Genomic DNA, 24,129 nt, shown 5'->3' on the forward strand with positions numbered 1-24,129 from the left:
GGACCTACCTTGTGAATTAAAAATGGTACGCGGGAAGCCGAGCAACTCTCGCCTTCCCGCCTCCCGTTATTGGTGCGCCGGCCGCCTCCCCCGGCGGCGCGATGAAAGTCAGGCCGCCTGCACGCGGCTTTCGTGGTTTGCCACCAGTTCTTTCACCGAAGCGAGAACCTGCGCTTCCATGTCGGCGCGCAGCAGCGAGAAGGCGACGTTGGCGGCGATGAAGCCCTGCTTGCTGCCACAGTCAAAGGTGCGGCCGCTATATTTCTGCGCATGGAAGGCCTGCTTTTCGGCGAGCCGCTTCATGCCGTCGGTCAGCTGGATTTCGTTGCCCGCGCCGCGCTCCTGCTTGGCGAGAATATCGAAGATTTCCGGCTGCAGAATATAACGGCCATTCAGGTAATAATTCGAAGGCGCCCTGGATGGTTCCGGCTTTTCGACCATTTCGGTCACGGCGAAGCCGTGATTGACCTTCTGGCCGACGCCGACGACGCCATAGGACGAAACTTCTTCCGGCAGGCATTCCTCGACACCGAGAATATTGCCGCCGACTTCATCGTAAAGCTCCATCAGACCGGCAATGCAGCCTCGCGCGCCATAGGAGACCATGTCAGGCAGCAGCAGCGCAAAAGGCTCCTTGCCCACCAGTTCACGCGCACACCAGACGGCATGGCCGAGGCCAAGCGGCACCTGCTGGCGGGTATAGCTGACGGTGCCGGCAACCGGCAGCATCTTTTCCAGCTGCAGCACCTGCACGGTCTTGCCGGAGCGGGTCAGCGTGTTGATGAGTTCAGGTGCGCTGTCGAAATAGTCTTCGATGGCGGTCTTGTTGCGGCTCGTGACGAAAATAATGTGCTCAATGCCGGCCTGCATGGCTTCATCCACGGCATATTGAACGACCGGCCGGTCAACGATCGTCAGCATTTCCTTTGGCATCGCCTTGGTGGCGGGCAAAAACCGCGTGCCGTTGCCGGCTACCGGAATGACGGCTTTTCTGACAGTTCTCTTCAGGTCCATCGCGTTCTCCTTCATCAAGGTTTGATCTGTCCCCAGTCCCCGCGGACATGGTCCGCGCGCAAATTTTATGAAATCTGCCTTTTCACCCCTGTATTCGCCGCGGGCGCAAACACGGCGTCCCGCAGCCTCCTCAGCCGCACTGCAATCGGCATTCTCAGGTGCCCCAGCACGGCAGGATCTCGGATTGTGGTCTTCAAGGCGCCGAGTACCGAGCGGCGCTTGATGTTTTCCACCAAAGTCAAAAAATTATGCGCCAGCCGCAGGCTGCGGGCTCTCGCCTGCTGCGCGTCCATGGCGGCCGGCAGCAAGGTGTAGTGGCTCAGGAATTCTTCGTCCGCCCGCATCATCGCTTCGACGTGATGAAGTTCGAGGACACGGGAAATCGAACCTTCGCGGATATTGTAGATGTAACCCGGCTTCGGTTCGATGACGCAGAGGCCGCCAGCGGCAAGCGCCGAGGCGAGAAGAATATAGTCTTCGCCGATGCGGATATCCTCACGGAAGCGCAGTGCTTCGTTATTAAGGAAATCGCGCCGGAACATCGGTTTCATGTAGCCGAAGTTAAAGGTGGAGCGGAACAGGATGTTGGAGGAAATGAAGTCCTCCAGCGTGAGAACAGGCCGTTCCTCCAGAAACTCTTCGGGAAACATCGTCTCCATCGGCCGGCCATCGGTGTAGACGACATCGAGATTATCGACAGCGATGTCAGCGTTGGCGGCTTCCGCCCGGCACATCATGCAGGCGGAGCGCTCCGGGCGGATGACATCGTCGGAGTCGAGCACGGCGATCCAGCGCCCCGTCGCGGCCTCGATGCCGGCGTTGCGGGCGCCGCCTGGACCGCGGTTTTCTTCGAGCGCAAGCAGCCGCACGCGCGGATCGATTGCGGCGATCGCTTCAACGAAGGGAATGGTATCGTCTGCGGAGCGGTCGTCGACGACGATTACTTCCAGCGTCACGCCCTGCTGATCGAGCGCGCTTTGAACCGCGGCCTCAATCGTATCGGCGGCATTATAGGCGGCGATAACGAAGCTGATGTCTGGCGGAGAGGTGAGGTTTTCCATCAGGTCGCCTCCACGGCACCATATTGCCGGATTTCGCGCACACCGAAGGCGCCGCTCATCGAACCCATATGCAGCGCGCCTCGCAACGCATAACGGTTGCGGCGTACGGCATTGAAACCGCTCAAGGCGGCAAAAAGAGCGCAATAAAGCACTTTCGAACCAGCTTTCACCACCTGGACGACGCGGCGCGCACCGGGTTTCTTTTCAGCCAGCACCCGTCCATGGGTCTGGCCGGAACGGAACCGGCGCTTGGCAAGCCATAGAAAGCTTGCCCGATTTTCCGGAACCGGCTCCGACAAGACAGCGTCTTCCGCAAAGACGATACGGCCGCCGGCGGCGTGGAGATGCGAGAAGAAATGTGTGTCTTCGCCGCCGCTCTGGCCAAGCGCCAGCGCGAAGCGCCGGCCCTTTACCGATGGCGCTTCCATCCTGAGCAGCGTGTTGCATGTATAACCGGTGATGATCTCGCCATTGACCCAGACCGGAACGGTCGAGTGGAAATCTCCGCGTTTCATCCAGCCCGGCGCGTTGTCCCGGTAAACCGCAGTGACGGGGCCGAGAACTGTTTCTGCACCGGTCTCGTCTGCCTTTTCCAGAAGCGCGGCCAGCCAGTGTGGCGGCGCCGTTTCGTCGTCATCGATAAAGGCGAGATAGTCCGCCTTGCATTCCGACAGGCAGGCATTGCGGGCAATCGAAATATTAGATTTCGGGCAATGCACATAGGTGATCTCGAAGGGGGCGGTTTCGCGCAGGCGATCGACGCTTGCCTTTGCGCTGGGCTCCTCGTCATTATCGGCGACAATCAGCCTAACTTTCACGCCTTCAGGCACATCCAGCTCGAAGAGTGACAGAAGTGTGGCGACAAGCGCCGGGCGTCTGTAGGTGCAGATGCCGATATCGACGGTCTTGAGATATTGCGTGCCGGTGACGGTGTTGTCGGTCATGAGACAGCCTTTCTTCCCCGGAATTTCAGGAGTTCCAGCCAGAAGCCGGTGGACCAGGCCAGATGCATCACCATTGCCGAAAAAGCGGCGAGCGGGCCGTATGGATTTTTCTGACCTATTGCCATCCACAAGCCATAACCCACACATGCGGCAATCCAGAGGCCGAGCGGAATAAGGGCTGCCCAATGCACCAGCGACAGCAGCGCGAAGATGAAGACCGGCAGCACGGCGAGCGGAATCATCTGGCGGATTTTCGGGATTGAGCGATGTTTCAACAGGTTCTTCGCCCGGCCGCGGCCATAGGCGAGATATTGCTTGAAGAGCGGCATGACGCTGGCGCGCGGATAATAGGTCATGCGGGTCTTGTCGGTCATCCAGATGCGGAACCCGGATTTGCGCAGCCGGAAATCCAGCTCCGCATCCTCGTTGTGGCTGAAGCTCTCATCATAACCGCCGACCGCATCGAAAGCGGCAATCCGCATCAGCGCGTGGTGGCCGTGATCGATCCAGTGGCCTTTTGCGCCTTCGCGGTGCTTGGAACCGCCATTGCCGAGCTTGGAATTCTGGGCAATGGCAGTCGCCTTCTGGAACAGGCCGTGGCCGACTGTATCCATGGCGACGACGACGGAGTCCGCACCCGTCCGTTCCGCATCCTCGATCAGCCGCTGGCAATAATCATCGGGATAATCGCCATGGGCGTCGATGCGGATGAGATAATCGAAATCCTCGCCGAAGGTGGCGACGGCAAGGTTGATGCCGGCGCTCTGGATACGCTTCGGATTGGCAAGAAGCGTGACGCGTTCGTCCTTTGCCGCAAAGGCGGCAACGATATCGCGCGTTCCATCCGTGCTGCCGCCATCGGCGACGACGATGCGGAACAGGCGCCCCTGCATTGCGCCGGTGAATTTGACAAGCAACCCCTCGATCGTCTTCGCCTCATTGAGGCAGGGTATGACGATTAGCGTTCTGATGCCGGAATGACCTGGACCTTCCATGATTTGCCCCCTACGCACTACACGGGTGAAAACTGCGCTTCACGGGCGTGGCCGGAAGCGGATTTGGCGAGAGAGGACAATTGCTGCACCAGCAGACGGCAATCGTCGCGGTCGGTCAGCCATTGTTTCCTGTCTGTTGCCGACAGGGTGTGGAAGGCATCCGCATAGGTTTGCGGGGTCATCCGGTTGAAGAGGGCGGCAAGATCGTCAGCGCCCGCCTGTTGCAGGACGAAGCCGATATTGCGTTTTTCAATGAAGCGAGCCGTTTCCGTGCCAGCAAGTGCAATCGGCAGAGTGCCGTAAAGGCAGCCCTCGTAAAGCCGGTTGGGCAGCAGCCAGCTGGAATTCTGGCCTTCCTCGAAAAAGTCGATCGCCCAGGTAAATTGCACCTCGTTATAGATGGCGGCTAGGTCCTCGGGGTTTTTGTAAGGTCCGTGGAAATGCACATGTGGAGCAGCCGCCACGAAGCCATCGAAATCAGCAAACTCCGAATAGGCCGGCCGGCCACGCAGGATGATTTCGACCCTGCCTTCCATGCGGCGAGCGAACTCAGCGAGAATTTCAAGCGATTTGCGGCAGCGAAGCGCGCCGAACCAGCCGATTTTCCATGGTTCGCCGGGCGCGGGCGCCCGTGGTCTTGGCGTGGCGGCAATGGTGTCGTCGAGCGCCAGCACCTTGTTTTCCTGCAACAGGACAGGAAGGTCGAGGCCCGACACGGGCTTGAAATAATGCTCCACGAATGCCGGGGAACTTGTCACCAGAAGCTTTGCGTCGCGTGCGAAATAACGCTGCGCGGCATTCAGCATCTGTCCGGGCTTGCCTTCGTGGAGCAGCAGGCGATGAATATCGAGACATTCGTAAACCAGCGCCGGGCGGCCGGAATAGATCGACATGGCGCGCTTTGCCAGAGCCAGCATTTCGAGGTTCCTGGCGAGAACGACGTCGGGTGCCGGAATTCCGTTCAAGACTTTGCCGAGCGAAAGGCTGGCTTTCGCCACTGCCGCCATGCGCTGCAGAAATTGCCCGTCGGCGGTTTCCCCGAGCACGACAGGTACGACGCCTTCGATCTCCGCCAGCCGGTTCTGTCCGCGCCGGAAACCGGCCAGCGTGACCCGCGCCCCGCCTGCAAGCAGCGTCAGCACCCGCCGACGAATGGCGGGGTCTGACAGATCATGCGCGAGGTAGAGAATATGGATCATGCAGGGTTCCGGTCGGTTCGCGGGTCAAAGACGCCGCAGCACAGGATTTGGTTCAAAAAAATCGGTCAATTCAGAGCGCAGGCGATGCTTTCCGGGAACTGGCATTTATCGCCGAGCGCGGTGAAGGCGAAGCGGTCAACGACCATCTGCGATGGCCCGGCATAAGCAAACTTGCCCATCCAGTCCTTCAGCGTGTCGGTTCCCCACAGGCTGAAGAAGATTTTCTGAGCGTTCTGCGGAATTTTCGTCGCGTCCGTCACCTCATGAACGAGCTTGCCGTTGACGTAATAACGCAGGCGCTGCGGTTCCCAGACGAAGGCATAGTCGTTGAAGCCGGCATCGGCGCCGCCTTCCACCGGCACCAGCTTCTCATTGCCGCCCTTGGCGGACACATATTGATTGAGCTGCACCTGACCGGTATTTTTGCCAAGAACCTCAAAGTCGATTTCGTCGTGCGGTTTTTTGTCGGTCGGGCCGATATAGGTGAAGAAGGCGGAGTTCAGGCCAGGGCCGGTGGCGGCCTTCATGCGCGCTTCATAGGTGCCGTAACGATAACGGCCCTTGGTCTGGATTTCACCGCAGGCGAAGTTGCGGTCGCCAGCCTTGGCTTCCTCGAAGCCCAGCGTCAGCTGGTTGTTCTCCACCGTTGCCAGCTTCTTCGACCAGGTGCAGTTCTGGTGCGCGCCATTGTTCCAGCCGTCAGAAACGTACCAGAAGCTTCTGTCCATCTGGTCGAAATTCTCCATGAAGGACGTACCATTGCCCTCTTGGGCGTTAACGGGGGCCGTGAATGCCGTTGCAGTGAGGGCGGCGGCAAGAAGAATGCGTGTCTGAACGCGGGTGACAAATGTTGTCATTGGTTCACCTCTGTCGTTGCGAATAAAGTGTTTCGGATGTGGGTGGGCCTATCGTGGAAGCCCGTTTGGCCGCGAATTCGGCCTTTGCCTTGCCTTTGCCGCTGCGGCTTCCGGTCAATACGGCGTAGACGGCCGGCAGGTATTTGCGGGTCTGGGCATTGCTGATCACCAAAATGACGAAGGCGCAAAGCGTCGCGCTGATGTAGAAAGCGGGATAGAAATCCGGCCCGCCCTTGTTCCAGACCATCCACATGATGACCAGCAGCGGATAATGGGCGCAGAATATCCAGAAGCTGAGACTGCCGGTCTCGGCAAGCCTCTGACCAAGCCGGCTGCGGATCAAGATCGATGAAGACACCCAAAAGCCGAGCGCGCCGAAGACCGCGAGCAGATTGCGCGACATATTCAGCCAGAATGTGAATTCAGGGCCAGTAAAATAGAGACCTGTGGCGAGAATGGCCGACGCGGCAAATGTCAACAACATGATCGGCAGGGCATAAGGATCAAGTGCCTTGACGTCGACCCGGTGCAGCGCAAGCGCGATGCCGAGCGAAAAGCTGAAGAGGATGGATTTTTTCTGGACAATGAAGATCTTCAGGTCCGGCATGGCCGTGACGATCAGCAGGATTACGAGCGTCGGCAGCGCAAAGCGGCGCATCAGAAATGCGAGCACCGGCGACAGCAGAATGCAGACAAAAAGGTCGCGCAGGAAATAAAGCGGCACATTCACCGGCAGCTCTTCCAGCGCCGTACCATGGCTGAGTATTTCGCGCGGGCTGGCGTTCCATAGGTCGGGAAAATATCCGACGCCAACCTCGAACAGCTGGATCAGCAGCACGGCGGCAAACAGTGCGCCATTCCACAAGAGGAATGGCAGCAGCACGGTTTTCGTCTTGGAGCGGATCGTCGCCGGATAATCGAAAGCGCTCATGCCGCGGCGAAACAGCAGATAACCGGAAATGGCGCTGAGACAGGGCACGCCGATGCGAAACAGCGCGTCGCCAAGGAAAACCCGCAGCCAGTCGAAAAAGCCGTAAAGGCCAAGAAAGGGGCTGGTTTCGGCATTGTGTGGCACATGCACGAACACGATTCCTGAAATCAGCAATATGCGCATCAAGTTGATACGGGAGGATAGGTTCTGATCGACAGTCACATCAGTCACCCCTATTGGGCGGCGTCTCCCCACGCCGCGTTGCAACCAGAGCGAACTTAAGCCCGCACTGGGAAGTCTGGTTTCGACTTTGGGATAAAATGTGGCGACGCGGGAAAAACACAAGATTAGATTTTGCGGGTGAATGTCTGGCGTCAGCACAGTTTCTATCACGTGGAAAAATTAAATAATTGAAATAAATTAGTTTTATATAAATTCACGCCTCATTAAAAATCTCTGAAGCGTGCGAATTTGTCATTTGCCGTGATGTTGCGCTGCAAAAAGAGCGGCGAACCCACCTTGCCACGGCGAGAGAAATCACCGTGGCGAGGCCCCTTAAGGGCAGAAATGAGGCGCATTTTTCTGTGATATTTCTAACCTTGGGTTGCGGTATTCGGCATACGCCGTGATTTGACCATGCCCAGGATTTTTCCCAGCAGGGCACGTTCAGTCAGCAGGATCAGTATTGCATAGATGGCGCCGCCCACGGCAGCACCGATAAGAACCTGAAGGGTGGCATTGGGAATGCGATCGGCGAGAAGGTGAAGCAGATAGCGCACCGCAACGGCCATCACGAAAGCGGCGATCATCGGCCGACTGCTGACATAAAGGCCCCGGAAGAAAGGCGTGTCGCTGGCCTTGAACACGGCCCAGGAGTAAGCGACCAGTGTGACCGCGTTGACGATGCAAAGCCAGACCATGGCGTCGATCAGCGTGCCATAAAGTGCGGCGAGCCACACTGCCACCGTGGTGACGATGGCGCGGATCGTCGCCGACCAGAACAATACGCGACCGTAACCAGCACCCTTCAGATACGGGATGAAGGTGCTGCACGGTGTGAGAATGGCCTTGGACAGGGCGAGGAGCCCGAGGACAGGCCAGGCATAGGCCCAGTTCTGGCCGAAGATGACAAGCATGGCCGGCTCGGCCACGGCCCAGAGACCGAACATCATGGGCGCGAGCAGTACGGTCAGCACCTGCGTGCTGAACATCAACGCATCACGACGGCGCTGCGGGTCGTCCATCATGCGGCTGAAGGCGGGAAACAGAACCCCCATGACGGCGGATAAAACCACCTGGTTGGGAATGCTGGCGAAACGGTTGGAGGCGGAATAGGCGCCGGCATCCGCCAGACCCAGGTGACGGGCAATGACCACCATCGGCGATTGGAAGGTGACAAAATTGGCGATTTCTGAGCCCATCAGCCCCGAACTGAAGCCGAGAAGCGGCACCAGCCGGCGTGGCTTCATGACAAAACGCGGGCAATAGCGGGAAACCGCATAAAGCCCGACGAGACGGATGAGAGCTGCGGCAAAAAGCTGGATGATAAGTGCCCAGACGCCGAACCCCATGAAGGCGAGCGCGACCGCGACAATCGCTGCGATGCTCTCCGAGGCCATGCTCCAGAGCGCATCCTTGCTGAAGTTCATCCGTCGCGCCAGCAGCGAATAGGCGACATCGCCGGCAAGCTGCAATGGAATGAGGAAGGCCATGATGCGCAGCAGGTATGCGCTTTCCACCGCCCCCAGCAGTCCGCCGAAAAATTCCGCCCAGATGTAGAGGACGGCTGCCATGGTGCAGGAGATCGCCAGATTAGCCCAGAAGACGGTATGGATCGTTTCCATATCCTCTTCCTTCTCAACGATGAGAGCGGAGGTGAGCCCCGCGCCAGCAATCATGGTCAGGAACTGTACAACCGTTAGTCCTACCGCTACCACCCCGAATTCCTCCGGGGAAAGCAGCCTTGCAAGAATAGGGACCGTGACAAATTTAAGCCCGAATGTCCCTGTTTTTGATAAAACGCTCCAGCCGACATTCGTGGTGATGGTCTTTACATTTGGCGCTGGGGGCATACAAGCATCCTGTTTCTGGAGGCCGGCGGGAGGAAGCCGGTTGGGAGTTGCCGATACCATCGGGGCCGCTTTTAGGATCGGGCCCGACACTTCTTGATCAACGCAAGGGGCGAAACAATGGCAAGATTTACTGTCGTCATTCCCTACTATCAAAAGCAGCACGGTGTCCTGGGACGTGCACTCGCATCGGTTTTTGCGCAGACTTACCAGGACTTCGATCTTGTCATCGTCGATGACGAATCGCCATACCCGATCGATCAGGAACTTGCGGAACTTTCGCAGGAACAGAAAGACCGGATTCTTGTCATTAAGCAGGCCAATGCCGGCCCGGGCGGCGCCCGCAACACCGGTCTGGACAATGTGCCTGACGGCACCGACTACGTTGCCTTTCTTGATTCCGACGATATCTGGACGCCCGATCATCTGCGGAATGCGGCCTTTGCGCTCACGACCTATGGCGGCGAGTGCTACTGGGCGTCCATGCAGGCAAGTGACGAATTTTATTATCATTTCGCCATTTCCGAGCTGGAGAAGAATGAGGGTGCGGCACGGCTTTCGGAGAAGCCGCTGGTGATCGAACTGCCGGATCTCGCAAGCGTCATGCTGCGGAACTGGAGCTTCCTGCATCTCTCCTGCATGGTGATCGGTCGTCCTCTTTTCGAGAAGATCCGTTTCGATCCGGCGCTCAGACTGGCGGCGGAAGACGTGCTGTTTTTCTGCGATTCCATCCTTGCATCGAAGCGGACACTGCTCTGTGACGACGCCGGCGCGATGCGCGGCATGGGCGTCAATATCTTCCACAGCATCGACAATACCTCGCCGGAATTCCTGCGCCAGCAGTTCAATACCTGGGTGGCGCTCGATACGCTGGAGGGACGTTTTTCTCGCCGGCCGGCCGATGTGGCGTCCATTGCTTCCTATAAAAACACCGCGCGCAAACAGGCTCTCTGGAGCCAGGCTGGCAACCTGAAACGGCGCAAGGCTCCCGAATTCGGTTTGCTCCTAAAATGGGCAATGCGCGATCCGGCACTGCTGCGCGCCGCTTTCGAACTCGGCGCCGGAAAAATCGTCCGCTCCAGATGAGCGAATTTTCGCCCGCAACAATTTATATGTTTTTCACCCAGGAGTGACCTCATGAAACCTTACCACTGGGAATCTCATCACGGAAATTTCGGTGACGATCTCAACCTGTGGCTGTGGGACTTTCTGCTTCCGGGCCTGCGCGATGTGCATGACGATGTCATGCTCGTGGGCGTCGGAACGGTGCTCAACGACGTTCTTTTGCCCGCCAAGCAGCGCAAGCTGGTGATTGGCAGCGGCTATGGTTATGGCGCGGTGCCGGATACCGGCACCGAGTTCTGGGATATCCGGTGTGTGCGCGGCGAAAAAACCGCCGCCAAGTTGGGGCTCGCTCCCGAAAAAGGCATTGTCGATCCCGCCGTGATGGTCACCGAGATGCCTGATTTCAAAGGGCTGCCAAAGCTCCACAAGAAGACTTTCGTCCCCCATTGGGAATCGGCGGAATTCGGCATGTGGGAAACCGTCTGTGAACCGGCAGGACTTACCTATCTCGACCCGCGTGGCGAGGCAAAAGCGGTCATCCGCGCCATTGCCCAATCGGAATTCATCGTGGCTGAATCCATGCATGGTGCAATCCTTGCCGATGCCTTCCGCGTGCCGTGGGTCGCCGTCAGCACTTCACCATCGATCAACAGCTTCAAATGGAGCGATTGGGCGGGCAGCGTCGGAGTCGAATATCAGCCGCGCTATGTACCGGTTTCGACCCGCGCGGAAGCGGCGAAAAAGGGCTCACGCTTCTGGGGTATGAGCTTCCCCCCACCGCCCGCCCCCGTTGTCACCGCCGATTCCGTCTCTGCGCTTGAGGGCCGGGCGCATGAGGGCGATGTAATGGTGCGTCCGCAGGAAACGCAATCCCGCTCGTTGCGGAAGCTCGCCAAGCAGGTGCTGGCCGCACCTTCCACACTGGCGCTCTGGCAGGCAAGCCGAGCGGAACCGCGTCTTAGCCCGGATGGCAGACTGGAGGAACGCAAGGAGCGTTTCGCCGCCGTTCTGGAAACGGTAAAGCGGGATTATCTCTAGAGGTGAGGAGCGGATGCCGCAGAGAATTTTCTGCGGCTTTTGCTTGAGGACACCGTTGCTGCATCGCCATGCTTGGGCCTGTCCCGAGCATCTGCGACTGAACGCTTAGAGGATACGTGAGCAAATCCCCGGGACAAGCCCCGGGGCGGACGGCAAAGATTTGTCGTGAGTTGTCTTTTCCCTTAGGAAACCGGCGTGCCGTCCAGCAGATAACGCACGTCCCGCACCGGCGCCGCTTTGCGGAAGCGGGCGGTCTTGTCGCTCCAGATACCGCGTGTAATGGCGGGCAGGGCGGGCAGACGCGCAAGGGCGTGGCTCAGCGCTCCGCTCACACCCTTCTGTTTTTTTGTATCGAGAAAATGGCGAAGCTCGAATTTGGCGCGGATGTGTTTCTCGTGCTCGCGCAGGATCGCCGTTTCCTCTGCCGAGAGCCGGCAACCGGCGAGAATCGCCCTGTCTGCTTCGTAGAGAAGACGGAGATCTTCGGTTCGGTGGCGGCCACTCAGCGAGTTGCCGCGAACGATCGCACCGTAACCGCAATGACGGATGACCTTGTAGCGCGCGCCGGCCGCCAGCGCGCGCACGTAAAGTTCGTAATCCTCGCCAAGTCGCAGAGCCTCGTCATAACGCAGCGCATGTTTGTCGAGAAAGGCGCGGCGTATCACCGGTTTCAGGAAGCCGGTTTCCCCGCGCTCCACACCAGGCCTGGAAATATTGCCTTCCACGAATTCCGTCAGCGACAAAAACCGCGCCTGGGGCTCGAAGCGGGCAGGCTGCATGGAGGACGCGCCTGGAACGGATTGCTGAATGAAGGCGATATTATCGGCCACGAGGTCCCAGTCGTCATCGGCCAGCATGGCGGCGAAACGGCCGTGGAAGAAAAAATCGTCCGCATCGAGAATGCTGATGAGGGGAGCGGAGGAAATCGAGATGGCATGATTGCGCGCAGCCGATGGCCCGCGGTTGACGTCGAATCGCACCACCCGCAGGCGGCCCGTGCCGTCATCCGCCGCATGCGCCACGTCGCTCGTTGTATCGGTGGAACCATCGTCGATCACCACGACTTCACCGACCTCTGGCTCCGCAAGGGCGGAACGAATGGCGATATCGATGGTATCAGATGCATTCTTTGCAGCGATGATGACGCAAATGGGCTGTGAACCGCTCACCATGGGGTGTCCTTCTGCTTTGACGAACCTTCAGGATTTGGCCAGCAGAAAGTGTCAGCGATATGGATGCAAGCGATTTTTTGCGATGCAATAAAAGCGGATGCGAAAAAACTTACATATCCGTCAGCTTTGCCCCATGCGGCGGTGCGCTTTTTGCGGTGTCTGCCGCAATTGTTTCAGCGCTGAGGTCCCGGGAAAAGGTCTCCCGCATCCGGCGTTTTTCACGGGCGACCAGAACCAAAATCGCCACGAAGTAACCGACTTGCAGAATGACTGCGCAAATGAGGGTCTGAATGAACGCCGTATAGAAGGAGCCGTGGATGAAATATGTCGCAACCGCAAAAGCAAGCAAAGCACCGATCATGCTGAAAAAAACACGAGGTGCATACATGTTGCTCTCCTCCCGAGAACGATTTCTCCATTTTTGACTGCGCTGCTGCATTTTTCTTCTTTGCAGGAAATATACGATGAGACCGGTGCTGTTTCAACACACATATACTTCTTCTACCTCCCGCGGCATGAAATTTCGGTAATCTTGATTGGTAAATTCCTCAGTAACTGCCGATTCGCATCGATGACGTCGGCCAGACAACAGTGATGCCTGCTTCTGATAAGTCTAAAACCGCCTCCGGTGCAGGCCTTGCGGAGTGTCTGGCCCGCTCTGCAGACTTCGTTAACCATCTCGCCTTTAAAAAGTCGGTATTGATTCCTCGAAGAGCAGGGTGCCCGCGTGACGACGAGTTCAGAAGTAATCGCCTTTCCGGCAAAGAACCGCATTGCCGACGTAAAACGATGTGCAACCATGCTCGACCGGCTGCATGGTGTGGAGGCGAATGATTTCTGGCGCAGGGAGTGCCGTGAACTGGCCGCCCGTCTGACGGCGCTTGGCTATGAGGACGCCGCCATGCGGCGCGAGGTCATGGAATTTCAAAACGCCGTGCAGGCTGAATTGTGGGCGGTGGATGCCGCGCCCGAGGCACGTCGCGACAGCCATTGATGGTTCTTTTTCTTCATTAAAAAAGCCGGCGGGTTATAAACCAGCCGGCTTTTTTATTGGTTCCGGACGCCTTAGGAGGCGCCAGCGGCGCCGCGCGTGCGGGCAACGCCATCCAGTGCGGGCTTGTATTTGGGATCGAGTCGCGCCGCATGCGCATAGGACTTGGCCGCCTTGGCCATTTCGCCGCGTCGCTCATAGACCAGCGCCTGATTGGCCCAGGATTCCGCCACATTCCCGTCAAGCGAAATGGCGTGGTTGAAATCCGCGAAGGCGTTTTCGTCGTCATTGAGCGCGACGTAGGAAAGGCCGCGACCGTTATAGGGCTCCGGTGACGTCGATGACAACGAGATTGCCTTGGAGAAGTCCTCGATGGCCTGGGCATGCTGGTTACGCAGCTGGTAGATCAGGCCGCGATTGTGCCAGGCGCGACCGTCGGTGGTTTCCAGCTCGATGGCGCGGGAGAAATCGTTGAAGGCTTCGTTGACACGTCCGGACTGCCGGTAAAGATTGCCGCGACCGATCAGCGCCACATCGTAGCTCGGATTGATCTGCAGGGCGGCGTTGTAGTCCTGAAGGGCCTGCTGCTGCTGGCCGCTATTGCGGTAAACCAGCGCGCGGTTGGCATAGGCCTGGTAAAAGCGCGGGTTGAGCTGCAGCGCCTTGTTGAAATCTTCGATGGCGCGGCGCGAATCGCCGGCGCGGCCGTAGGCAGAGCCACGGACGTTGTAACCCTCAGGATCCTGCGGGTTGGCGTTGATGACCGAGGTGAGCGAGGCGATGTTTTCCTGCGAGCCCTGTGCGCGGTCGATCCGGAACACATCTTCCGTCTGGTTGGATGTCGCGCAGCCGGAAAGACCGGCAAGCACGGCGCAGACGACCAGAGAAGCGCGGAACCCTCTGTTGTTTTTTAATGGCAACCGGCGCGTGGAGGCATCGGCGTTTTTCACAACACAGGTGTCGACAGCGATCATTCGGTGTGGGTTCCCTCGCAGGCCGGTCTCACGGTCGTTTTCAAGAGCGTTCTCCGGCCACAAACACAAAGAGCGGCGGCGAATTGATCGCCCCCGCCCAACAAGCATTCAAAAACGTCCAAAAGACGGCCTATTAACGGCCTGCGCGGGGGCCAGCAACCAGACCTTCGCGCTGTGCACGCTTGCGTGCCAGCTTGCGAACGCGGCGAACGGCTTCAGCCTTTTCGCGAGCGCGCTTCTGGGAGGGCTTTTCGTAATAATCACGCATCTTCATTTCACGGAAAATGCCTTCGCGCTGCATCTTTTTCTTCAGGGCGCGGAGCGCCTGATCAACGTTATTGTCGCGGACTAGTACCTGCACGTTAAACCCGTTCCTTTAGTTTGGTTATCTTGCTGTGTGAATAAAGGCATTCGCACGCAAACAAAAAGTGGTTCATCCGGCTGTTGAGCCGGGCGATTGGTGACGTGCAATAACAGATCATTTGCAGCAAGTCCAGCCGGTAGCGCATATTCAGCCACAAAATGCGCGCCGTCCCGCAATCTTTCGGCCATGTCGAAACAAAACCATTGCCGCGTCGCAAAATGGATATTGCCTCCCATCCCGATTTGCCATGTGTATGATACGGGCCGGGGCTATGTTCCAGGCCTCTGGCCGGTTCTCGAGGAGCAGATTGCGAATGCGCAAATATTCCGTTTTTGCCGTGGCGCGTGAGGCGCTTAGGGGTCATAAGGGCTGGGATGCGCAATGGGCCTCACCCGAGCCGCGCAAGGACTATGATGTCATCATCATTGGCGGGGGCGGCCACGGTCTCGGCGCGGCATATTATCTTGCCAAGGAACATGGCATTACCAATGTCGCAGTCCTGGAAAAAGGCTGGCTCGGCGGTGGCAATACCGGCCGCAACACCACCATCATCCGCTCCAATTATCTCTATGAAGAGAGCATGGATATTTACGAGCATTCCCTGAAACTGTGGGAAGGCTTGAGCCAGGATCTCAATTATAACGTCATGTATTCTGCGCGCGGCGTGATGATGCTGTCGCACAATATCCATGACCGGCAGTCCTTCAGCCGTCATATCAATGCCAACCGTCTTTATGGCATCGACAATGAGTGGCTGACGCCGGAGCAGGCAAAGGCGTACTGTCCGCCGCTCGACATATCCGGCAATGCGCGTTACCCGATCAATGGCGCAGCCCTTCAACGTCGCGGCGGCACGGCACGCCATGACGCTGTCGCCTGGGGTTATGCGCGCGCGGCCTCCGACCGCGGCGTGCATATCATCCAGAACTGCGAGGTGACCGGCATTCGCCGCGGGCCTGATGGCGCGGTGACGGGTGTCGAGACAAATCGCGGCTTCATCGGCGCAAAGAAGATCGGCGTATCGGCCGCCGGTCATTCCTCCGTCATCATGAAGATGGCAGATGTGCGCGTTCCCTTGCATTCGAACCCGCTGCAGGCGCTGGTTTCGGAGCCGCTGAAGCCGATTTTCCCCTGCGTTGTCATGTCCAACACGGTGCATGCCTATATTTCGCAGTCGGACAAGGGCGAACTGGTGATCGGAGCTGGCACCGACCAGTATAATTCCTACTCCCAGACCGGTGGTCTGCAGATCATCACTCACACGCTCGACGCCATCTGCGAGCTGTTCCCGATCTTCCGGCGGGTGAAGATGATGCGCCAGTGGGGCGGCATCACCGATAACACACCTGATCGTTCCGCGATCCAGAGCGTGACGCCGGTGCCAAACCTCTTCGTTAATTGCGGCTGGGGCACCGGCGGCTTCAAGGCGACGCCGGGCTCCGCCAATCTCTTCGCGCATCTCATCGCCCGCGGTGAACCGCATCGCCTGGCGGCCGGGCTGACGCTTGACCGGTTCCGCACCGGCCGCCTGATTGATGAGGCTGCCGCTGCCGCGGTGGCGCATTGATGCTGGCGGCGGCCATGCTTGCGATCAATATATCAGGCGCGGCCGAGGCCGTGCCCGCCGGTAGCGTCATTCCCGGGGCCGAGGATTTTCGCAGCCAGAAGATTGCGAAGATGCAGGGTGAGAAAGACTGGCCCTTCACGGCGGAAAAAGGCCTGCTTTTGTGTGCTCCCAGCCTCGCGGACAAGATGGTCTATTTTGTCGGAGAGAATGAGGATGGCGAGCAGGATTATCCCTTCGCGATCGACACCGACATGATGGCGGTCGCCATCGTCAATATGGGCCGGGCCTCGGCGTTGCGCCCCTTCGATAATTTTGAGCAGCTTTTAAAGCGGCTTTCCCCTTTTGTAGCCATGGGGAAGCGGCTGTGTGACCAACCCGCCGGAACGATCCTTCCGGAAAATTCTCTCTAGGTGGAGCGACGATGCTTCTGATCCATTGCCCCTATTGCGGGGAAGACCGTTCCGAACTGGAATTCCGCTGGGCGGGCGAAGCCCATATCGCCCGGCCGGAAAACATCGCCGATATCTCCGACGAGGCCTTCGCGGAATATTTCTTCATCCGCGACAACGACAAGGGCCTCGTTTTCGAGCGCTGGCGTCACATTCACGGCTGCGGCCGCTTTTTCAACGCCGCCCGCGATTCGGTGAGCGACAGATTCCTGATGACCTATAAGGCGGGTGAACCGAAACCCGATATTGAAACGGTCCTTTCGGCAGAAAAGGGAGCCGGGCAATGAGCGGCGATTATCGTATCAAGGGCGCTGGCCGTCTCACGCCGGCGAGAACCGCGCGCTTTACCTTTGACGGCAAGATCTATCCGGCGCTGGAGGGCGACACCGTCGCGTCGGCGCTTCTGGCCAATGGCGTGCACCTGATCGGCCGCTCGTTCAAATACCACCGTCCGCGCGGTTTCCTGTCGGCCGGGCCGGAGGAACCGAATGCGCTCATTGACGTTTCCCGCGACAGCCTGCGCAAGCAGCCCAACGTGCGTGCCACGGTGCAGGAAGTGTTCGACGGGGCGATTATCGCCTCGCAGAACCGTTTCCCGTCGCTGTCCTTCGATCTGAGCGCCATCAACGATCTTCTGTCGCCGATGTTCGCGGCCGGTTTCTACTACAAGACGTTCATGTGGCCGAAGGCCGCCTGGCATAAGATTTACGAACCGCTGATCCGCCGCGCCGCCGGCCTCGGCAAGGCGCCAAGCGAGCCGGATGCGGATCATTATTCCGGACGTTATGCCCATTGCGACGTGCTGGTGGCCGGCGCTGGGGTCGCCGGTCTCACAGCTGCGCTTTCTGCCGCGAAAACTGGCGCCAGCGTCATTCTGGTGGATGAGAATGCGGAAGTCGGCGGAGCCCTGCGTTTCGATGCCGGCGCGGTCATCGACGGCCTGCCCGGTTATGAATGGGCGCAGAAGGTTTTTGCCGAGCTGAAGTCCCTGCCCAACGTCCGGGTTCTGACGCGCACGACCGCCTTTGGTTATTACAACCACAATTTTGTCGCGCTCGCCGAACGCGTCACCGATCATCTCGCGACGCCGGCCAAACATCAGCCGCGCGAGCGCCTTTGGCAGGTCCGCGCCAAAAAGGTCGTGCTGGCGGCCGGTGCGATCGAGCGCCACATGGTCTTCGCCAACAATGACCGGCCTGGCATCATGCTGGCTTCGGCCGCCCGCACCTATCTGAACCATTACGGCGTCGCCGTGGGCCACAATGTCGGTGTCTACACCGCTCATGATTCCGCCTATGAGACTGCCTTCGATCTGAAGAAGGCCGGGGTGAAGATCGCCACCATCGTCGATTGCCGCGAAAATCCGGACCAGCGTCTGCTGGACGAGGCCCGGGCGCTCGGCATCGAAGTGCTGGCGGGTCACAGCGTTTACAACACCGCCGGCCGCCTGCGCGTATCTTCCATGACGGTCGGCCGCAATGGCGGGTCGAACAAGCGCAAGATCGCCATCGACGCGCTTGTTGTCTCCGCCGGCTGGACGCCTTCAGTGCATCTGTTCTCGCAATCGCGCGGCAAGCTGAGGTTTGACGCGGCTAACCAGCGTTTCCTGCCTGACATTCATGTGCAGAACTGCGTCTCCATCGGCGCCTGCAATGGCACGGATGATCTTTCGGCGCTGATCGCCGAGGCCGCGGCTGCGGGTGGCGGCGCGGTGGCGTTTTCCGGTGAAAACGCCCGGGCCTGGACAGGCGGCATGATTGGTGCGGCGGAGGGTGCAGGCGAGGGCACCGGCGTCAAGGCTTTCATCGATTTCCAGCACGATGTCTGCGCCAAGGATATTCGCCTTGCCGTGCGCGAGGGCATGCATTCGGTCGAGCATATCAAGCGCTTCACCACCAATGGCATGGCGTCCGACCAGGGCAAGATGTCGAACATGCATGGCCTTGCCATTGCATCGGAAGCGCTTGGCCGGGATTTGCCCAAGGTCGGCCTCACCACCTTCCGCCAGCCCTATACGCCGGTTACTTTCGGCACGCTCATCAACCATTCACGCGGCGCGCTGTTCGATCCTGCGCGCAAGACGCCGATGCACGACGAAGAGCTGGCAGCTGGCGCGGTATTCGAGGATGTCGGCAACTGGAAGCGTGCCTGGTTCTTCCCGCGGGCGGGCGAGGACATGCATGAAGCGATCAACCGTGAATGCAAGACGGTTCGTGAGAGCGTCGGCGTGTTTGATGCCTCAACCCTCGGAAAAATCGAGGTGGTTGGCCCGGATGCGGCGAAGTTCCTGAACCTCATCTACACCAATGCCTGGGATACGTTGAAACCCGGCCGCTGCCGTTATGGCATCATGACCCGCGAAGACGGCTTCGTTTACGATGACGGCGTTGTTGGGCGCCTGGCCGAAGACCGTTTCCACGTGACGACGACGACGGGCGGCGCGCCGCGCGTTCTCCAGCACATGGAGGACTATCTCCAGACCGAATTCCCCGATCTCAATGTCTGGCTGACATCGGCAACCGAACAATGGGCCGTGATTGCCGTGCAGGGGCCGAAGGCGCGCGAGGTTATCGCGCCTTTCGTCGAGGGTATCGACCTTTCGCCGGAGGTCTTTCCGCATATGGCGGTGGCGGAAGGCAAGTTCTGCGGCGTGCCGACGCGGCTTTTCCGCGTCTCCTTCACCGGCGAACTCGGTTTCGAAATCAATGTGCCTGCCGATTACGGCGCGGCCGTCTGGTCTGCAATCCGGGAGAGGGCGGAAGCCGTCGGCGGCTGCCTCTACGGTACCGAAACAATGCATATCCTGCGTGCCGAAAAGGGCTATATCATCGTCGGACAGGATACGGACGGCACCGTGACGCCCGATGATGCCGGGCTTGGCTGGGCTGTCTCCAAAAAGAAAACGGATTTCGTCGGCATTCGCGGTCTGAAACGCCCCGATCTAACGCGCTCCGGCCGCAAACAGCTTGTTGGCCTGAAGACGAAGGACCGGCTGACCGTTCCGGACGAGGGCGGTCAGATCGTTGCCGATCCGAACCAGCCAAAGCCAATGACCATGCTCGGCCATGTGACCTCGGCCTATTGGTCGGAAAATCTCGGCCATTCCATTGCTTTCGCCTTGGTGGCGGATGGCAGGGCGCGCATGGGCGAAACGCTCTATATTCCGCTTGCTGATAAAACCATTGCCGTCGAAGTGACCGACATGGTCTTCCTCGACAAGGAAGGAGCCCGTCTCAATGGCTGATATGCTGCACGCAAAACGCAAATCCGTGCTTGAGGATTTTCACGGCGGTTCGCCCTTTGTATCGCTGAAGCCTGCGGCTTCTGCCTCGCGGTTGTCGCTGCGGGCACGCGAGAGCGCCGTGCCGGCGCTGTCCGAAGCGCTCGGTCTTGCCTTGCCGACCAGCCCGAAAAGCTCGGTCACCTCTGGTCTGCGATCCGCTCTGTGGCTCGGCCCGGATGAATGGCTGGTGATTGATCAGGGCGAAAGCGATCTCATGGTGGCGCTTGCCGGCGTTTCCGGCCTGTTTTCGGCAACTGATATTTCCCACCGCAACACCGCCATCATCGTTTCCGGCGCTGGCGCGGAAGCAGCTCTCAATGCCGGCTGCCCGCAGGACCTTTCTCTTGCGAGGTTCCCGGTAGGTGGCTGCTCACGCACTATTTTCGGCAAGGCGGAAGTGGTCCTGCTGCGCACGGGGGATGACACATTCCGGGTGGAGTGCTGGCGCTCCTTCGCGACCTATGTCGGCGGGCTGCTGCAGGAGGCGGCTGAGGACGTGGCGGTTTAACTCTCTGTCCAACCCCGCCATTCCACCCATCGCCCATGGAAATCGGCGCGGCCGATTTCCTGCTTTTCGCCGCCCGGCCAGATTTGAAGCATAATTGCAGCACCGCCGGGCGTCGCATCCGCTTCCATTTGCAGCCGGGCAAGCGGGGCGTCCGGCGTGGCGCGGGTGCCGGCCTCGGCAATCACAGTCTCGCCGGCCTGTTTCAGGTCATCGGGCAGATATTGCCAGGCGACGGAATGATAGATGACATGGGCAGCGCCCGGATATTGCGTGGCAAGGCGGCGTTGCAGCCAGTCGACAGCGTCGGCCTTCTCGACATGCAGAGCGTGTTCCATCGCAATGCGCAGGGCGGCGGCCGTTCGTTCGAGCCTGTCCGTCTGGTCGGCCCAGACATAGGACATCAGCCGCAGACGATCTTCCGCGGATGACGGATCGAGTGGGTTGATATCGCAGCCGGCGCGCTCGATGACGTCGATCCGCTCATGGGCGGGGGTGTCGCCGCGCCATTCCGGTGACAGGAAAACATCGGACTGTTCACCCCAGGCGAGATCGCCGAGGCGATATCGGTAACGGTCAAATTGCAGGTTGAGGCCAGCGCTGGCCCCGACTTCGGAAAGCACCAGCGGCTTGCCCGTCATTTTCGCAATCGAAAGAAAGCCAGGCAGCAGAACGGCAGAACGGCGAACCTCGTTGGTCTGCGGCGGTGATTGCAACCTTTCGAGGATGAAGGCGGAATGAAAACGCAGGGCGTTTGCACATGCCTGCCAGAGCGCTTCTTCGTTTTCCGGCGGAATATCGGCGAGCGGCGCGATCTTTTCCTCTATGGCAAGCGCATGCAGGGCGCCCGCCAGCCGTAGCGGTACGGAATCTCCGGATGGACCGACATCGCCGGACCAGGACAAAACTCGCTCGCCGACCTCTGTCTGGCGGTCGAGCCTTGTTGCCATGGCGCGGCAAAGCCGTGCCGTGAAGGGAGAGCCGAGGCTGTCGCAGGCTCTTGCCTGAACGAGAAACGCATTCCTTACGGCTTCATCGTGCATGCGGTCTCTCCCTCGTGGGTTTCAGGCGTCTTCCGGCCTGTCCTCCGGATTGAACTGGCTGATGGTGGTCCAGCGCGCGGTTAGCGCCGGCTTTTTCTCGTTTTCGATTTCCACCGTTACATCGTATGTGGTCATCAGCATGGAGGCTCCGCGAAAGCGCGTCTCCGCCAGGGTGAAACGGCCGCGCACGCGAGCACCGCTTTTGACCGGAGCGACGAAACGAATGGCGTCGAAGCCGTAATTGATGCCCATGGTCTGCTCGCGAATGCGCGGCAGGGCGTCGTAATTCAGGGCCGAAAGCAGAGATAGCGTCAGGAACCCATGCGCAATGGTGCCGCCAAAGGGACTTTCCGCTTTGGCGCGTTCCGGGTCTGTGTGGATGAACTGGTCATCCAGTGTTGCTTTTGCGAAGCTGTCGATCATCGTTTGGTCGACCGTGATCCAGTCGGAAACGCCCATTTCTGTGCCAACGTGGTTTTTCATCTCGGCCAGCGCAATTTCTTTTGTCATGTTACCTCGTCCGCATTGTCTCCCGCGACTTATAGGGCTCGTGACGCGACGGGATCAACCGCGCAGATAAAACACCACCGAACGGGCTGGAAGGAAGGCGGGGTTACCGAAATCCGTGCCGATGGCGGACCAGCCATCGCCCGGCAGGGTGAAAGGCACGATCTCACGGCTGCGGTTTATCAGCACGGCAAGTTCAGCGTCGGCACCAGTTTCCCGGTCGAGTGTGGAAAGCACCATGGCAAAAGCCTGCGCATTCGGCCTTTCCCAGTCTGCCGTCGTCATCGGCTCGCCGGCGGGGGCGAGCCATGTCACATCGCCATGGCCTGAGAAGAAACCTGTCCCCGAAAACACGTCGAAACGTTTGCGCAATGAGGCGAGAAAGGCGGTATGGTCGATCAATTCGTAGAGAAGCGATGACCAGTCGACCCAGCTTATCTCATTGTCCTGGCAATAGGCGTTGTTGTTGCCTTGCTGGCTGCGGCCGCCCTCGTCGCCCGCCGTGAGCATCAGGGCGCCGCGAGAGACGAAAAGCGTGGAGAGCAGCGCCTTCACATCTGCAATCCGGGCTGCTCCAATGGCGGGATCGTCTGTCAGCCCCTCAAAACCATTGTTCCAGGAATGGTTGTCATTGTGGCCGTCGCGATTGCTCTCTCCGTTTTTCTCATTGTGCTTATGTTCGTGGCTGACGAGATCGTACAGGGTGAAACCGTCATGCGCAGCGAGAAAATTGACGCTGCGGGTGTTTTGGCGGCCATGGCGGGAAAAGATCGGCGAGGAACCGGAAAGCGCATCGGCCAGCGCCCCGGTCGTGCCGGCCTCCCCGCGCCAGAACCGGCGCATGTCGTCGCGGGCGCGATCGTTCCATTCGAGGAAGCTTTCCGGAAAATTGCCGAGCTGGTACCCGCCTGGGCCGATATCCCACGGTTCGGCGATCAGCACGCGGTCATAAAGCAAGGGGTCCGAATGCATGGCCGAGAGCGTTTCGCTTGCCATTTCGAAGCCATTGGCCGTTCGTCCGAGCACTGGGGCCAGATCAAAGCGGAAACCGTCCACGCCGGCACTCAGAACGAAATGTCTGAGAGAATCGATGATGAGCTGCCGGATATAGGGATGGTCGCAGGCGACCGTGTTGCCGGTGCCGGTATCGTTGACCAGAATCCCCGGTTTGCCCGGCGGGTGACGAAAGGCGGTGAGATTGTCGAGCCCGCGCAGCGACAGAACCGATCCCTCGATATCGCTTTCACCCGTGTGGTTGAAGACCAGATCGAGAAGGACGCCGATGCCCTGCGCATGCAGCGCTGCAACCGTCTCGCGCAGTTCCCGCACGCCACCGGGACAGAGTCGCGGATCAAGCGCCATGAAGCCGACGGGATTATAACCCCAGGCATTGGAAAGGCCGAGAGGCGGCAGGTGACGCTCATCGATCCACGCGGTAATCGGCATCAGCTCCACCGCGTCGACGCCGATTTTTTTCAGGTGGGCTAGGATGGCGGGATGGGCGAGCGCGGCGACGGTGCCCCGGATGTCTTCCGGCACCTCGGGATGCAGCTGCGAAAAGGATTTCACGGAAAGTTCGTAAATCAGCCCACCGTCGGTGAAAAGCGGCGGTTGGCGCTTGAGCGGCTCATGGCTGGCAAGAATTGCCTTGGGCACGATGTGGCCCGTTTCCTGACCAAAGGCAAAAAGGGCTGGATCATGCCGGAAGGAACGGTCTATCTCCGTGGCATAGGGGTCGAGCAGCAACTTTGCGGGATCGAACCACAGGCCATGTTCGGGCGAATAAATACCGTGAGCGCGAAAGCCGTAACGCGTACCCGGACCAGCGTCGGAGACGATCAATCCGTGAATGTCGCCTTCACCGCGCACCATTGGCAGGCGCGCCATCTCTTTTTCCCCGGCCGTATCGAAAAGACAAAGATCGATCTGGGAGGCGTGCCGGGAATAGACCGTGAATTCCGTTCCGTTTTCCGTCTGCAGCGCGCCTTTAGGGAAAACGGAAGGTGTCTGCATTATCTGTCTCCGCTAGATAATATCTCTTCTGAAAGGTATCGGCAGAATAGGAGGGTTGGAAATCCTCCTCCGTCATCCTCGAGCAAGC

General features: G+C 59.2%; 23 protein-coding genes. 8 read left to right on the forward strand and 15 right to left on the reverse strand.

The annotated features are described in order from the left end of the window. Nucleotides 1-108: 108 nt before the first annotated feature. The 8 genes from BTN45_RS20100 to BTN45_RS20135 form a co-directional block, all read right to left on the reverse strand. Complete coding sequence (locus tag BTN45_RS20100) at nt 109-1,014, reverse strand: UTP--glucose-1-phosphate uridylyltransferase (protein ID WP_004437677.1); 906 nt, start codon at nt 1,012-1,014, stop codon at nt 109-111. A 65-nt stretch (nt 1,015-1,079) separates the two neighbouring features. After that, a complete protein-coding gene (locus tag BTN45_RS20105; protein WP_207590724.1) occupies nt 1,080-2,075 on the reverse strand; it encodes a glycosyltransferase family 2 protein in 996 nt (331 codons plus the stop codon). After that, nucleotides 2,075-3,019 carry a glycosyltransferase family 2 protein gene (locus BTN45_RS20110; protein WP_006698114.1) on the reverse strand — a complete coding sequence of 315 codons (945 nt, stop codon included), beginning with the start codon at nt 3,017-3,019 and terminating at the stop codon, nt 2,075-2,077. Before BTN45_RS20110 ends, BTN45_RS20105 begins: the two co-directional genes overlap by 1 nt. Further along, complete coding sequence (locus BTN45_RS20115; RefSeq protein WP_004437687.1) at nt 3,016-4,014, reverse strand: glycosyltransferase family 2 protein; 999 nt, start codon at nt 4,012-4,014, stop codon at nt 3,016-3,018. Before BTN45_RS20115 ends, BTN45_RS20110 begins: the two co-directional genes overlap by 4 nt. A 17-nt stretch (nt 4,015-4,031) precedes the next feature. After that, nucleotides 4,032-5,213, reverse strand: coding sequence for a glycosyl transferase family 1 (locus tag BTN45_RS20120; protein WP_207590725.1), 1,182 nt, complete (start codon nt 5,211-5,213; stop codon nt 4,032-4,034). 65 nt (nt 5,214-5,278) lie between these two features. Further along, nucleotides 5,279-6,070 (reverse strand): glycoside hydrolase family 16 protein, encoded by a 792-nt coding sequence (locus BTN45_RS20125; protein ID WP_100911353.1) that lies wholly within the window; start codon nt 6,068-6,070, stop codon nt 5,279-5,281. A 4-nt stretch (nt 6,071-6,074) separates the two neighbouring features. Then, a complete protein-coding gene (locus BTN45_RS20130) occupies nt 6,075-7,223 on the reverse strand; it encodes an acyltransferase (RefSeq protein ID WP_022563429.1) in 1,149 nt (382 codons plus the stop codon). A gap of 371 nt (nt 7,224-7,594) precedes the next feature. Next, nucleotides 7,595-9,073, reverse strand: coding sequence for a lipopolysaccharide biosynthesis protein (locus BTN45_RS20135; protein WP_108081710.1), 1,479 nt, complete (start codon nt 9,071-9,073; stop codon nt 7,595-7,597). Nucleotides 9,074-9,190: 117 nt separating this feature from the next. Between BTN45_RS20135 and BTN45_RS20140 the strand changes: the two genes are divergently transcribed. Both BTN45_RS20140 and BTN45_RS20145 read left to right on the forward strand, forming a co-directional pair. Next, on the forward strand, nt 9,191-10,156 hold the full coding sequence (locus BTN45_RS20140) for a glycosyltransferase family 2 protein (protein WP_004437703.1): 966 nt from the start codon (nt 9,191-9,193) through the stop codon (nt 10,154-10,156). Nucleotides 10,157-10,207: 51 nt separating this feature from the next. After that, nucleotides 10,208-11,173, forward strand: a complete 966-nt coding sequence (locus BTN45_RS20145; protein ID WP_207590727.1) for a polysaccharide pyruvyl transferase family protein — start codon at nt 10,208-10,210, stop codon at nt 11,171-11,173. A 182-nt stretch (nt 11,174-11,355) separates the two neighbouring features. Here the strand turns inward: BTN45_RS20145 and BTN45_RS20150 are convergent, their stop codons facing one another. Then, a complete protein-coding gene (locus BTN45_RS20150) occupies nt 11,356-12,345 on the reverse strand; it encodes a glycosyltransferase family 2 protein (RefSeq protein WP_173615645.1) in 990 nt (329 codons plus the stop codon). Between the two features lie 109 nt (nt 12,346-12,454). Then, nucleotides 12,455-12,733, reverse strand: a complete 279-nt coding sequence (locus tag BTN45_RS20155) for an exopolysaccharide production repressor protein (RefSeq protein ID WP_004437712.1) — start codon at nt 12,731-12,733, stop codon at nt 12,455-12,457. A 339-nt stretch (nt 12,734-13,072) separates the two neighbouring features. Here BTN45_RS20155 and BTN45_RS20160 point away from each other — a divergent pair, with 339 nt between their 5' ends. Then, the gene (locus tag BTN45_RS20160; protein ID WP_004437715.1) at nt 13,073-13,339 is read left to right on the forward strand and encodes a DUF6074 family protein; all 267 of its coding nucleotides are present in this window, start codon (nt 13,073-13,075) and stop codon (nt 13,337-13,339) included. Between the two features lie 71 nt (nt 13,340-13,410). Here the strand turns inward: BTN45_RS20160 and BTN45_RS20165 are convergent, their stop codons facing one another. Then, nucleotides 13,411-14,310 carry a tetratricopeptide repeat protein gene (locus BTN45_RS20165; RefSeq protein WP_006698105.1) on the reverse strand — a complete coding sequence of 300 codons (900 nt, stop codon included), beginning with the start codon at nt 14,308-14,310 and terminating at the stop codon, nt 13,411-13,413. A gap of 133 nt (nt 14,311-14,443) precedes the next feature. Next, complete coding sequence (gene rpsU / locus BTN45_RS20170; protein WP_003508541.1) at nt 14,444-14,671, reverse strand: 30S ribosomal protein S21; 228 nt, start codon at nt 14,669-14,671, stop codon at nt 14,444-14,446. Between the two features lie 316 nt (nt 14,672-14,987). On the opposite strand from rpsU, the gene BTN45_RS20175 reads away from it, so the two are divergent. The 5 genes from BTN45_RS20175 to BTN45_RS20195 are packed head-to-tail and all read left to right on the forward strand — an operon-like array spanning nt 14,988 to nt 20,481. Continuing rightward, a complete protein-coding gene (locus BTN45_RS20175) occupies nt 14,988-16,241 on the forward strand; it encodes a sarcosine oxidase subunit beta family protein (RefSeq protein ID WP_003522141.1) in 1,254 nt (417 codons plus the stop codon). Beyond that, complete coding sequence (locus BTN45_RS20180) at nt 16,241-16,651, forward strand: hypothetical protein (protein WP_004437734.1); 411 nt, start codon at nt 16,241-16,243, stop codon at nt 16,649-16,651. Before BTN45_RS20175 ends, BTN45_RS20180 begins: the two co-directional genes overlap by 1 nt. A gap of 11 nt (nt 16,652-16,662) precedes the next feature. After that, entirely contained in the window at nt 16,663-16,977 is a 315-nt protein-coding gene (locus tag BTN45_RS20185; protein ID WP_004437737.1) for a sarcosine oxidase subunit delta, read from the forward strand. Next, nucleotides 16,974-19,934 carry a sarcosine oxidase subunit alpha gene (locus BTN45_RS20190; RefSeq protein ID WP_207590729.1) on the forward strand — a complete coding sequence of 987 codons (2,961 nt, stop codon included), beginning with the start codon at nt 16,974-16,976 and terminating at the stop codon, nt 19,932-19,934. The genes BTN45_RS20185 and BTN45_RS20190 overlap by 4 nt, the downstream gene beginning before the upstream one ends. After that, the gene (locus BTN45_RS20195) at nt 19,927-20,481 is read left to right on the forward strand and encodes a sarcosine oxidase subunit gamma (RefSeq protein ID WP_006698104.1); all 555 of its coding nucleotides are present in this window, start codon (nt 19,927-19,929) and stop codon (nt 20,479-20,481) included. The genes BTN45_RS20190 and BTN45_RS20195 overlap by 8 nt, the downstream gene beginning before the upstream one ends. On the opposite strand, the gene BTN45_RS20200 is transcribed toward BTN45_RS20195, so the two are convergent. From BTN45_RS20200 to glgX, 3 genes are read right to left on the reverse strand one after another with little or no spacing between them, the layout of a single operon-like run. Further along, nucleotides 20,478-21,521 (reverse strand): DUF2332 domain-containing protein, encoded by a 1,044-nt coding sequence (locus BTN45_RS20200; RefSeq protein ID WP_207590732.1) that lies wholly within the window; start codon nt 21,519-21,521, stop codon nt 20,478-20,480. The two genes, BTN45_RS20195 and BTN45_RS20200, sit on opposite strands and share 4 nt — an antisense overlap. 21 nt (nt 21,522-21,542) lie before the next feature. Next, nucleotides 21,543-22,031, reverse strand: coding sequence for a MaoC family dehydratase (locus BTN45_RS20205; protein WP_004437750.1), 489 nt, complete (start codon nt 22,029-22,031; stop codon nt 21,543-21,545). Between the two features lie 54 nt (nt 22,032-22,085). After that, nucleotides 22,086-24,041 (reverse strand): glycogen debranching protein GlgX, encoded by a 1,956-nt coding sequence (gene glgX, locus BTN45_RS20210; protein WP_207590734.1) that lies wholly within the window; start codon nt 24,039-24,041, stop codon nt 22,086-22,088. Nucleotides 24,042-24,129: the final 88 nt, after the last annotated feature.

Source organism: Rhizobium sp. ZX09 (assembly GCF_017357485.1).
Lineage (GTDB): Bacteria > Pseudomonadota > Alphaproteobacteria > Rhizobiales > Rhizobiaceae > Agrobacterium > Agrobacterium pusense.

What these genes read in the sequence shown, in the direction of transcription:
- BTN45_RS20100 (WP_004437677.1), bottom strand. Translation starts at nt 1,014, where the DNA reads ATGGACCTGAAGAGAACTGTCAGAAAAGCCGTCATTCCGGTAGCCGGC.
- BTN45_RS20105 (WP_207590724.1), bottom strand. Translation starts at nt 2,075, where the DNA reads ATGGAAAACCTCACCTCTCCGCCAGACATCAGCTTCGTTATCGCCGCC.
- BTN45_RS20110 (WP_006698114.1), bottom strand. Translation starts at nt 3,019, where the DNA reads ATGACCGACAACACCGTCACCGGCACGCAATATCTCAAGACCGTCGAT.
- BTN45_RS20115 (WP_004437687.1), bottom strand. Translation starts at nt 4,014, where the DNA reads ATGGAAGGTCCAGGTCATTCCGGCATCAGAACGCTAATCGTCATACCC.
- BTN45_RS20120 (WP_207590725.1), bottom strand. Translation starts at nt 5,213, where the DNA reads ATGATCCATATTCTCTACCTCGCGCATGATCTGTCAGACCCCGCCATT.
- BTN45_RS20125 (WP_100911353.1), bottom strand. Translation starts at nt 6,070, where the DNA reads ATGACAACATTTGTCACCCGCGTTCAGACACGCATTCTTCTTGCCGCC.
- BTN45_RS20135 (WP_108081710.1), bottom strand. Translation starts at nt 9,073, where the DNA reads ATGCCCCCAGCGCCAAATGTAAAGACCATCACCACGAATGTCGGCTGG.
- BTN45_RS20140 (WP_004437703.1), top strand. Translation starts at nt 9,191, where the DNA reads ATGGCAAGATTTACTGTCGTCATTCCCTACTATCAAAAGCAGCACGGT.
- BTN45_RS20145 (WP_207590727.1), top strand. Translation starts at nt 10,208, where the DNA reads ATGAAACCTTACCACTGGGAATCTCATCACGGAAATTTCGGTGACGAT.
- BTN45_RS20150 (WP_173615645.1), bottom strand. Translation starts at nt 12,345, where the DNA reads ATGGTGAGCGGTTCACAGCCCATTTGCGTCATCATCGCTGCAAAGAAT.
- BTN45_RS20155 (WP_004437712.1), bottom strand. Translation starts at nt 12,733, where the DNA reads ATGTATGCACCTCGTGTTTTTTTCAGCATGATCGGTGCTTTGCTTGCT.
- BTN45_RS20165 (WP_006698105.1), bottom strand. Translation starts at nt 14,310, where the DNA reads ATGATCGCTGTCGACACCTGTGTTGTGAAAAACGCCGATGCCTCCACG.
- BTN45_RS20175 (WP_003522141.1), top strand. Translation starts at nt 14,988, where the DNA reads ATGCGCAAATATTCCGTTTTTGCCGTGGCGCGTGAGGCGCTTAGGGGT.
- BTN45_RS20180 (WP_004437734.1), top strand. Translation starts at nt 16,241, where the DNA reads ATGCTGGCGGCGGCCATGCTTGCGATCAATATATCAGGCGCGGCCGAG.
- BTN45_RS20185 (WP_004437737.1), top strand. Translation starts at nt 16,663, where the DNA reads ATGCTTCTGATCCATTGCCCCTATTGCGGGGAAGACCGTTCCGAACTG.
- BTN45_RS20190 (WP_207590729.1), top strand. Translation starts at nt 16,974, where the DNA reads ATGAGCGGCGATTATCGTATCAAGGGCGCTGGCCGTCTCACGCCGGCG.
- BTN45_RS20195 (WP_006698104.1), top strand. Translation starts at nt 19,927, where the DNA reads ATGGCTGATATGCTGCACGCAAAACGCAAATCCGTGCTTGAGGATTTT.
- BTN45_RS20200 (WP_207590732.1), bottom strand. Translation starts at nt 21,521, where the DNA reads ATGCACGATGAAGCCGTAAGGAATGCGTTTCTCGTTCAGGCAAGAGCC.
- BTN45_RS20205 (WP_004437750.1), bottom strand. Translation starts at nt 22,031, where the DNA reads ATGACAAAAGAAATTGCGCTGGCCGAGATGAAAAACCACGTTGGCACA.
- glgX (WP_207590734.1), bottom strand. Translation starts at nt 24,041, where the DNA reads ATGCAGACACCTTCCGTTTTCCCTAAAGGCGCGCTGCAGACGGAAAAC.